Here is a 9201-nt window from a genome sequence, read left to right on the forward strand (position 1 = left end):
TTCGGCTCCGGCGATTCGAGCCCGGGCCTAATCGATCTGTTCGCTTCGAGTTCCTGCACGCCGCAAGTCCAAACGGGCGGCAGCAACTTTTACCCTGGCCCCGGCCTCCTCGCGATTCTGGCGGGCGGTTTGATAGCGAGCCCGGTAGTCTTCGAAGGCCTGCCTGCTCACCCCGCCTTCAGTGACGAGGGCTTTGTGGCGTCGAAAGTCCGCTTCACTCTGTCGGAGGCGAATTTCGGCGGATTCTGCGGCGGCACGTGCCAGTTCCAGTTCTGCCTGGGCCATGGTAATTTCCTCGGGCCTGCTGCCCGCTTCCAGTTCGGCGACAACGGCACGGGCAAGCGCCAGCTCGGTCTCGGCTGCTTCGACAGCGAGCAGTTGATCGCGATTGTCGAGCCTGGCTACCATCTGGCCGGGAGCAATCGACTCCCCTTCGTCAAAAGCGCGTTCGGCCAGATGGCCGGGGATTTTAAAGCTGAGGCGGGCCTCTGTGACTTCAATGGTGCCGGAGACCCGTAGCGCTGTCTGATCGCTTTCGTCTTCACCGGGAAAGCGGTATACAAGAAGCGCGGTGACCGCGACAGCCAGCAGCGAGGCACCGATCAATCGTTTTTTGACACTCATGGCAGGCGCTCACCGCCACCAGGCCTGGAAATGGTGGACCGGACCATGCCCGGAACCAATCCGGTACGAACTGCCGGCTTCGAGTGCCCGGGCGAGATAGGTGATGGCCTGTTCGATCGCCGCCGTCAGCGGCAGCCCTGTGGCGAGATGCGCGGCAATTGCCGAGGACAGGGTGCAGCCGGTACCGTGGGTATTGTTCGTGTGAATGCGCTGATGAGAGTAGGGTGTGATCGTTGCGGTCGCCTGATCGAAAAGGACGTCGGTCAGTTCTTCCCCGAAGAGATGGCCCGCTTTGGCCAGAACCGACAGTTGATATCTGTTGCCGAGTTCCCGGGCGGCCTGATGCAGTTCATCGTCGGAAATGATCGTCCGCCCAAGGATGATCTGTAGTTCAGGGATATTCGGGGTGATCAGCGTGACCAGCGGGAAAAGCAGCTCTTGCATGGCCGTGACGGCATCATCTTGGATCAGGCGATCACCGCTGGTGGCGACCATGACCGGATCGAGAACGACAGAGGGGATCCGGTATTCGGCGAGCAGACCGGCGACACAGGCGATGACCTCGGGTGCGTGCAGCATGCCGATCTTGACGGCATCAGCGCCGATATCATCGAGAACTGCACGAATCTGCTGCTCAAGAAAGGGAACCGGCACTGGGTGGATGGCAGTGACCCCGACGGTGTTTTGAGCAGTCAGAGCGGTTATGGCACTCGTGCCGTAGCAGCCGCAGGCCCCGATAGTCTTGAGATCGGCCTGGATACCGGCGCCGCCACCGGAATCGGAACCGGCGATGGTTAATACGGTGTGATAACGATTCACGGTGTTCTCCATATCGATAGGAAAATGAAAAATGATGCCGTGCAAAAAGTAATCCAACAAAGGATTCCCTGTCCAGTTTTTTCCCTGAAGGAGTGAATGTTTACGATTATTTGCAGCTTGTATGGGGCGTAGATCCGGGTGCTGCCACAGCTGAAGCGGACGACGCCGGATGGGGGAAACGGCTGGGTCGCTTGCCTTTCCACAAAGTAGTACTATCGTTTTCCCTGTACATCCAGACGCTGCGCGACGCTACGGTTGCGGACGCAGCTTTATCACGGAGATATCATGGGTCGTTCTCGTCGAAGACGGCTGTGCAGGAGGTTGTTATGAATCGTTTACTCGTTGTTTGGGCAGTGCTGGTTGCCCTTACCGCCACGCCGGCTTTTGGCGCCGGCAAAGCGGTGTCTTATTCGGTTGATGGTGTCGACTATGAAGGCTACTTCAGCGGCGCACCCGATCGGCCTCTGTTGCTGCTCGTTCACGACTGGGACGGGCTGACCGACTATGAAATCAAACGAGCCGAAATGCTCGCTGAACTCGGTTATGCAGTCTTTGCAGTCGATCTCTTCGGTGCCGGGGTCCGGCCGACGGAGACTGCGGACAAGCAAAAACTGACAGGGGCGCTCTATGGTGACCGCCAGAAGATGCGTGCGTTATTGGCCGCCGGCTTCCAGCAGGGCGAAGCACAGGGTGGTGACGGTTCGCGGGCGGTGGCCTTCGGCTATTGCTTCGGTGGCGCCGCCGTGTTGGAGATGGCTCGGTCGGGCGCCGATGTCAAGGGATTTGTCAGCTATCACGGTGGTTTAACTACGCCGGAAGGCCAGGATTACAGCCAGACCAAAGGCACGGTCGTGGTCTTTCACGGTACGGCCGATTCGGCAGTGAGCATGCAGGATTTCGCCGATCTGGCGGTCCAGTTGGAGCAGGTCGGTGTGCCTCACGAGATGATCACGTACAGCGGTGCACCGCATGCGTTTACGGTCTTTGGCACGGAACGCTATCGGGAAGAGGCTGACCGCCAGTCCTGGGGGCGATTCGTCAGGTTTCTCCAGGAAACGCTCAACTGATCGGCATCAAATTAACCGATTGGTAGAAGAATCGCTGCCGGTCCATCACGATCGGCAGCGATCGATCACGTCCAGTGCTTTGTCAAGGATGCTGCCCCCGAAACGGAGTTTGCAACCGTCCTGCAGTGCTTCACGGGTGATGGCGGGGCCTTGCGAGCAGAGGATGGCCAGCGCGGCAAGCGCCTGATCCCGGGGCCCGATGCCGAGGGTTGCTGCCGGCACATCGATAATGCGGGCCTGCGACGGCGGCAGTTCCAATCCTTCAGAGCGTATCACCAGATCATCGGCACTCAGCGCCCCAATGATCTGCCGGCGACGAGCCACTCCTTCGGCGGCAAGGGCAATGACAACATCGGGCTTGTCGATACCGGTGTAGCCGATCGGTTCGCAATCGACAATGACTTCGCTCACCGAATGACCGCGCATTACGGTGATCGGGTAATCGTTCTTCTGGCTGGCATGCAGACCGCTGCTCATGGCCGCCAGGCAGAGCACTTCGCCGGCGGTATTGATTCGCTGACCAGCTGCGCCGAGGAGCAGGATCCGGCAACGACGGGGCAACGCGTGCTGCCGGCGCATCTCGATCCGGGCCGGAGGAAGACAGGCTGGTGCTGCGGCGGCAAGCTGCCGATAATGGGCACTGTATTCAGGCCGCTGGTTGGCGGCGACAATGGTGTCGGCCGGCGGCAGCTCATGCATGTCGGCCTCGATCTGACGCAGGGATGTGCGATTATGCGCGCTGAACCGTCCCGGACAGACGCCCCGAATATCAAGCAGGGCAAAGCCGTTAAAAGCGATGGCCCCGGCCAGGCGCTCGCTCAGTTGCCGGTCCGTGGCCACCAGTCGATCCACCCAGGGTGCGCCGGCGGCGCCAGCCACCGTGCAGATATCGAGGGGCGCTTCGAGCCGGTTCAGAAATCCAGACGAGGTTGTTGCGCCGGCCGGGGTGGTTGCCGAACATTGTCCGCCAGTCATGCCGTAATTGAAATTATTCAGCACCAGCAGGGTGATATCCAGGTTACGTCGACAGGCGCTGAGGACATGCGCGCCGCCGATGCCGAGACCGCCGTCGCCCATGACGACGATGACGGTGAGTTCCGGGCAGGCCATCTTCAACCCGGTGGCGTAAGTCAGAGCTCGACCATGCAGGCCGTGCAGCGCGTGGGTATCAAAAAAGGTATCGAACAGTCCGGAGCAGCCGATATCGCTGACCACTGCCACCTGGTTGCCGGCACGATCCAGCCGGCCAAGTGCCTGGTCAAGGGCGTGGACCGTTCGTTCATGGGAGCAGCCCGGGCAGAAAACCGGCGGTCGTTGGGCGTTGAGCAGGCTGGTCATGGCCGCAGTACCGCAGAGATTTCTTCGGGACTGATGAGTTCCCCATCCATCCGGGTATGATGGATCACTTCCCTGCCCGAACAGAGGCGTTCTATTTCTGTTTTATACAGGCCAAGATTCATCTCGATCAGCACGATGCGATCGGCGGCACGAATGGTCTCCTGGAGTATTTTGACCGGCACCGGAAACAGGGTTTTTACGATCAACAGTGAGATATCATGGCCGCTGAGGCGCAGCGCGGCAACGGCCTGCCTGGCTGCCCGTGCGGTAACCCCGTAGGTAATGACGAGCGTTGCACAGTGCGGTTCGCCGTCCATCTCGTAAAAACTGAACTCGTCGATATATTTGTCGATCTTTTGCGCCAATCGGCGGATGGTTGCGCCGATTTGTTCGGTATCGCCGGTGATATAGCCGTCCGCTCCGTGTGTCGAAGAGGTCTGCCGAACCAGCCGTTGACCGCCTATGGGCAGGAAATAGGGTACGTCACTGCCTGCCGGCGCCTGGAAGGGGAGAAACGGCTGGTCGACGGGGCATGTTGTCCTGTCGATGATCGGTGGTAACTGAAGTTTCGCCAGTTCAACACTCTCTCTGGTCATGCCGATTTCCTTGTTGGAGGCGATAAAGACGGGACAGCGAAAACGCTCGGCAAGGTTGAAGGCGTGACCGGTAAGCTGGTAGCAATCGACGGCATCGACCGGTGCCAGCACGATAACCGGCAGGCCGCCGCTATTGCCCCAGCGCAGGAACTGGATGTCCCCGTCGGCCCCCTTGGTGGCCGATCCGGTGGACGGTCCGAGTCGCTGGACATCGACGATTACCAGTGGGATCTCGCCGCCGATGGCAAAGGAGATTTGCTCACTATACAGGCTGATCCCCGGCCCTGAGGTGGCGGTCATTGCTTTCATACCGGCCATGGACGCGCCGATGCAGAAACCGATCGAGGCAATCTCGTCCTCGCCTTGCAGGCAGATGCCGCCGACGGGTGGCAGCATTTTGACCATCTGATGAAAGATCGTTGTCGCCGGGGTGATCGGATAACCGGCAAAGAAGCGGCAGCCGGCATCGACAGCGGCACGGCTGATCGCTTCGTTGCCGTCAATAAAACAACGGGCCATGATGTTCCCCGGTATCAGGTTCCCATCGGTGATGGTGGTCGACAGGTCCGGCAGCTTCATCTGCGGATCTATTTGAGCAGAAAGCCTTTCGATTGCAGGAAGGCAAACATATGCGGACGTGCTTCCTTAACCAGCATGTCGGCGATCTGCTCACTCCATGAATTGTCCTTGGTGCCGCCGGTCCTCGTTCGGTAATAGACCCGGACTCGCTCATCGTAGGTCTCGATAGCGGCGTCGTCGCCGGCATCCTCGTAGCGCTCCTGCTTGAGAACGACATCGAGCGGCAGGCGTGGCTTGGTTTCCGGATCCTGGGCCGGGTAACCGAGGCACATGCCGAAAACCGGATAGACCAATTCCGGTAGTCCAAGCAAGCTGTCCGCGTCACCGATGCGATTTCTGATAGCGCCGATATAGCAGCCGCCAAGTCCGAGAGATTCTGCGCCGACCATCACGTTTTGAGCAAACAGCGCGCAGTCCAGTGAGGCTGTCAGGAATTGCTCGGTATAGCCCGACAACATCGTTGACCCGTGCATTGAGCAGGCCAGCCGGTGACGCTGCATATCGGCGCAAAAGACGAGGAAGACGGGGGCTTCCAACACATATTTCTGGCCGGCCGTGTACTCGCAGAGGGCCTGGCGCGATTGTCGGTCGTTGACCTGAATGACGGTACACGCCTGAATAAACGAGGACGTTGCGGCGCATTGGCCGGCGCGAATCAATTCCTCGACAATGGACTGATCGACGGCACGGTCGGTGAATTTTCTGATGGAACGGTGACCAGTGAGCAGCTTGAGTACATCATTCATAACGTGCCATTGGTTTCTGGGGGATCGTGATAACCGCTCTGACCGATCACTGCCATGATGACCGGCGAGCCGTATTATACCGAAGATGAACCGGATTGCTATCTCGATCTCTGTCCTGTGATATATCGCTCGTACGGCGCCACTCGTTTTCGCCTGCCGCCGGCAGGTCAATCAACCATTGTTAATGTCCGGGAAAACAGGTAAACGAATGGACAAACGTACGGCAAAAACTCGTTTATGCCGAGAACGCCGTGCCGCAGTCCGCTGTCTTTACCGTGACAGCGTTGTCGAGTGCCCCGCGAGAGAGGAAAGAGATGCACCTCAGCAAGAATGTCTTGAAGACGACCTGTTCCTTCTGGATTTCAGACAAGCAGGTCGATGGTTTTTTCGATACGATCGATCTGTTTTTTATCCTCGGGGTCGGCCGTTCCGGCACGACGCTGCTCGCCCGACTCCTCGATGCCGAACCTGCCGCAGCCGTTTTTCATGAACCGATTTCAGATGATTTCAAGGCGTTTGTCCAGGCCCACAAATCAGCGTTGGCGGCCCGCCAGTATCTTGACTCGTTTCGCAAGAAAATGATGTATCTGCTGGTCCGGCACCGGAAGATCACTATCTATGGCGAGGTGAATTCAGCGCTCCGCTACCATGGCGATGCGCTTCAACGGAGTTTCCCGCATGCCAAATTGTTGCACCTGGTTCGCGACCCGCGGGACGTGGTGCGTTCGCTTTATTCACGCAAACATTACACCGCACAAGGCAAGGACCATCATCTGCTGTCACCGCGCAGTGACGATCCGCTAGCCGGCAACTGGCATGAAATGTCACGTTTGGCCCGGCTTTGCTGGCTCTGGGTTGACGCCAACCGGCGGCTACGGCATGATGTCGGCAGGCTGCTGCATTTTGAAAAATTGGTACGTGATTACAGCTATTTTTACAACAAAGTCGAATGTTATCTGAACCTAGACATTGGCAAAGAACGCTGGCTACAGGCGGTTGAACGACCGACCAATCGTACCGATGCCCATCTGCTTCCACCGTGGCCGCAGTGGAGTGAAGAGATGAAGCAGACGTTTTTGGATATCTGTGCAGATGAAATGAGTGCGTGTGGATACACGGTGTGACAGCCATGCGCGAACGTCACAGCAAATGATGAAAATCGGTGCGGTGGACGGACGGTTTAGCACTGATGTTTACAGGTGCGTTCAATAGCGATGAGCTGAAATCTTCAGGAAATGGTCGCATCGACGCAGATGCGATAGGAGGACGGACTGTTATGGCCGCATACGGTGACTACGCTGTCCAGAATGCTGCGTCCCTTTAAACGAGCGGCTTTTCTGATGAATGCCTCGCTCTCGGCAAACTGCCCACGAGGTTGGAATTCATAGAGATGGAGTCGGCCGGACGGCCGCAGGTACTCGATGGCCAGATCAAGAAACTGTCGTGCTGTGCCGGGCAGCGGCATGATAACCCGGTCGAAACTGTGATCAAGTTCGGGTATGACGTGGATGACGTCTCCGCATATCAGGGAGACGACGGCCTGAGCTTTATTTTTTCTCACGTTGATGAGGCCATATCGATGGGCTGCGATATTTTTTTCCACACCGACAACGGTGGCGGCTGGACTGTGTCGGGCAAGTTGTAACGGGTAGGGCGCGGCGCCGGAGAACATGACCAGAACCTGTTCCGGCCTTATGACCTGATCGACGATCCGTTTCCGTTCGTTGCCGCTTCGCGGTGAAAAGTAGATCTCGCTCAGGTCGAGCTCGAGACTGACACCAAATTCCCGGTGCATCGTTGTCAATCGCTGCTCTCCGGCAATTACGGTGAGGGGCAGGGTGCGGTATTCGCCTCCGTGGTGTCCGGCCCGACGGGCGACCACCCGAATGCGTTTGTTCATCGACAGGATTGTATCGCCAATCAACCGTTCATGGTGAAGCAGTGGCGGTGGAATGATGATGACGGCGATGTCTCCGATCATGTCGTAGGATCGGACGAGAAGGGACAATTCGTCAGCGGGGAGAATGTCTTGCAGTGCCTGTTTTAGATTCATGGAGTGGTCTGAAGCTGAAGAGCAGGTGGTCGCCATCGTTGGCAAAATGTAATTTTAATGCAATTCAAGTAGACAATCCGCCGGAAAATCGGAAATAATACTGGTAACGCTTGGTGACCAGACGATAGGGAAGCTTGAAAAATTGCCATTTCGCCCAATCTCATCGTTGCGCAATCAGATTTTATCCTCGGAAGATCATCTATATGTCTGCGGTAAAATTTTCGTGAGCGCCTCGATTTGGAACGAAATTTCTAACTTTTCAAACTCCCCGATAGACGATCCGCACGAGCATAACAAGGGAACCTTGAAAAATTGTTGGTTCATTCAATTTTATCGTTACGCAATCGAATTTCATCCGCGAAATATCATATAATGCCAGCGATAGAATTTTCTTGCGTACCTCGATCTTGAGCGAAATTTCGATTTTTTCTAGCTTCACACAAGAGGGGAAATGTTTTGAAAATCTTGATTGCCGAAGACGAATACACAACACGGTTGATGATTCAGGTTTGTCTGGAGAAATGGGGCTACCAGGTGGAGAGCGTTGCCGACGGCAAGGCCGCCTGGCAGTTGCTTGAAAAACCCGATGCACCCGAAATAGCCTTACTCGACTGGGAAATGCCGGAAATCGATGGTGTCGAGTTGTGCCGGAAAATCAAGGAGCTGCCCAGGGATAATCCGATCCACGTGATCATGGTCACCGCCCGTGACAGTCACAGCGATATCTTGCAAGGGTTTGACGCCGGTGCCGATGATTATATCACCAAACCGTTTAACGACGATGAACTCCGGGCGCGGATCAGGGTCGGCGAGAGAATCGTCAGAATCCAGTCGACATTATCACAGACACTGCTGGAGTTGCGCCAGGCGCTCGACCTGGTCGATACCCTGCAGGGATCGATTGCCGTTTGCAATGTTTGCCAGATGATCGAAGGCGAAGACGGAGTTTGGCATGAGCGGGACGACTATCTCAACCAGAAGATAGACTCCCGATTCGTATGGACCGAATGCCCCACCTGCCGCAAGTAAGTCAACAGTCGGAAAAAGGGACAGTCGCCAAAAAAAAGGGACAGTCCCTTTTGTGGGGACTGTCCCTTTTTTTATAAAGAATTCGGCGGCGACCTACTCTCCCACACAGTTGCCCGTGCAGTACCATTGGCGCAGAAGAGCTTAACGACCGTGTGCGGAATGGGAACGGGTGGAGCCTCTTCGCTATGACCACCGAAAAAGTGGGTATAAAACAGCGATAATTGAATAGTAGAGCAACAACAGCAGCTGTCTAATCAGGATAAGAGCAAGGTCCGGAAGAAGAGGGCAGGGGATACTGTCCTCTGTCTTCCGTCCTCTGTCAAACTGATATGGATAAGCCGCACGGCACA

The 9201-nt window shown here is 56.7% G+C and carries 9 protein-coding genes and 1 rRNA gene; 3 read left to right on the forward strand and 7 right to left on the reverse strand.

Features of this window, described 5'->3' with window-relative positions; genetic code table 11:
* Positions 1-27 precede the first annotated feature (27 nt).
* Positions 28-624: an HlyD family secretion protein gene (locus BUC26_RS23915; protein ID WP_208609820.1), complete on the reverse strand. Its 597-nt coding sequence runs from the start codon at positions 622-624 to the stop codon at positions 28-30.
* A 9-nt stretch (positions 625-633) separates the two neighbouring features.
* Positions 634-1443: a bifunctional hydroxymethylpyrimidine kinase/phosphomethylpyrimidine kinase gene (gene thiD / locus BUC26_RS16795; RefSeq protein ID WP_244155881.1), complete on the reverse strand. Its 810-nt coding sequence runs from the start codon at positions 1441-1443 to the stop codon at positions 634-636.
* Between the two features lie 326 nt (positions 1444-1769).
* Between thiD and BUC26_RS16800 the strand changes: the two genes are divergently transcribed.
* A complete protein-coding gene (locus tag BUC26_RS16800) occupies positions 1770-2510 on the forward strand; it encodes a dienelactone hydrolase family protein (RefSeq protein WP_073377840.1) in 741 nt (246 codons plus the stop codon).
* Between the two features lie 45 nt (positions 2511-2555).
* Here the strand turns inward: BUC26_RS16800 and BUC26_RS16805 are convergent, their stop codons facing one another.
* Genes BUC26_RS16805 through nfsA form a run of 3 tightly spaced genes read right to left on the reverse strand, consistent with a single transcriptional unit; the run spans position 2556 to position 5769 of the window.
* Positions 2556-3848 (reverse strand): thiamine pyrophosphate-dependent enzyme, encoded by a 1293-nt coding sequence (locus tag BUC26_RS16805; RefSeq protein WP_073377848.1) that lies wholly within the window; start codon positions 3846-3848, stop codon positions 2556-2558.
* Positions 3845-5023 carry a pyruvate flavodoxin/ferredoxin oxidoreductase gene (locus BUC26_RS16810; RefSeq protein ID WP_244155882.1) on the reverse strand — a complete coding sequence of 393 codons (1179 nt, stop codon included), beginning with the start codon at positions 5021-5023 and terminating at the stop codon, positions 3845-3847. The genes BUC26_RS16805 and BUC26_RS16810 overlap by 4 nt, the downstream gene beginning before the upstream one ends.
* Positions 5024-5031: 8 nt before the next feature.
* Positions 5032-5769 carry an oxygen-insensitive NADPH nitroreductase gene (nfsA, locus tag BUC26_RS16815; protein ID WP_073377850.1) on the reverse strand — a complete coding sequence of 246 codons (738 nt, stop codon included), beginning with the start codon at positions 5767-5769 and terminating at the stop codon, positions 5032-5034.
* Between the two features lie 314 nt (positions 5770-6083).
* On the opposite strand from nfsA, the gene BUC26_RS16820 reads away from it, so the two are divergent.
* On the forward strand, positions 6084-6893 hold the full coding sequence (locus tag BUC26_RS16820) for a sulfotransferase family protein (protein WP_073377851.1): 810 nt from the start codon (positions 6084-6086) through the stop codon (positions 6891-6893).
* A gap of 104 nt (positions 6894-6997) precedes the next feature.
* Here BUC26_RS16820 and BUC26_RS16825 read toward each other — a convergent pair whose 3' ends face one another.
* Entirely contained in the window at positions 6998-7822 is an 825-nt protein-coding gene (locus BUC26_RS16825) for a class I SAM-dependent methyltransferase (protein WP_073377853.1), read from the reverse strand.
* Between the two features lie 456 nt (positions 7823-8278).
* Between BUC26_RS16825 and BUC26_RS16830 the strand changes: the two genes are divergently transcribed.
* The gene (locus tag BUC26_RS16830; protein ID WP_073377855.1) at positions 8279-8851 is read left to right on the forward strand and encodes a response regulator; all 573 of its coding nucleotides are present in this window, start codon (positions 8279-8281) and stop codon (positions 8849-8851) included.
* An 80-nt stretch (positions 8852-8931) separates the two neighbouring features.
* On the opposite strand, the gene rrf is transcribed toward BUC26_RS16830, so the two are convergent.
* Positions 8932-9048 (reverse strand): 5S ribosomal RNA (gene rrf / locus BUC26_RS16835).
* Positions 9049-9201: the final 153 nt, after the last annotated feature.

This window comes from Desulfofustis glycolicus DSM 9705, from assembly GCF_900130015.1.
GTDB lineage: Bacteria > Desulfobacterota > Desulfobulbia > Desulfobulbales > Desulfocapsaceae > Desulfofustis > Desulfofustis glycolicus.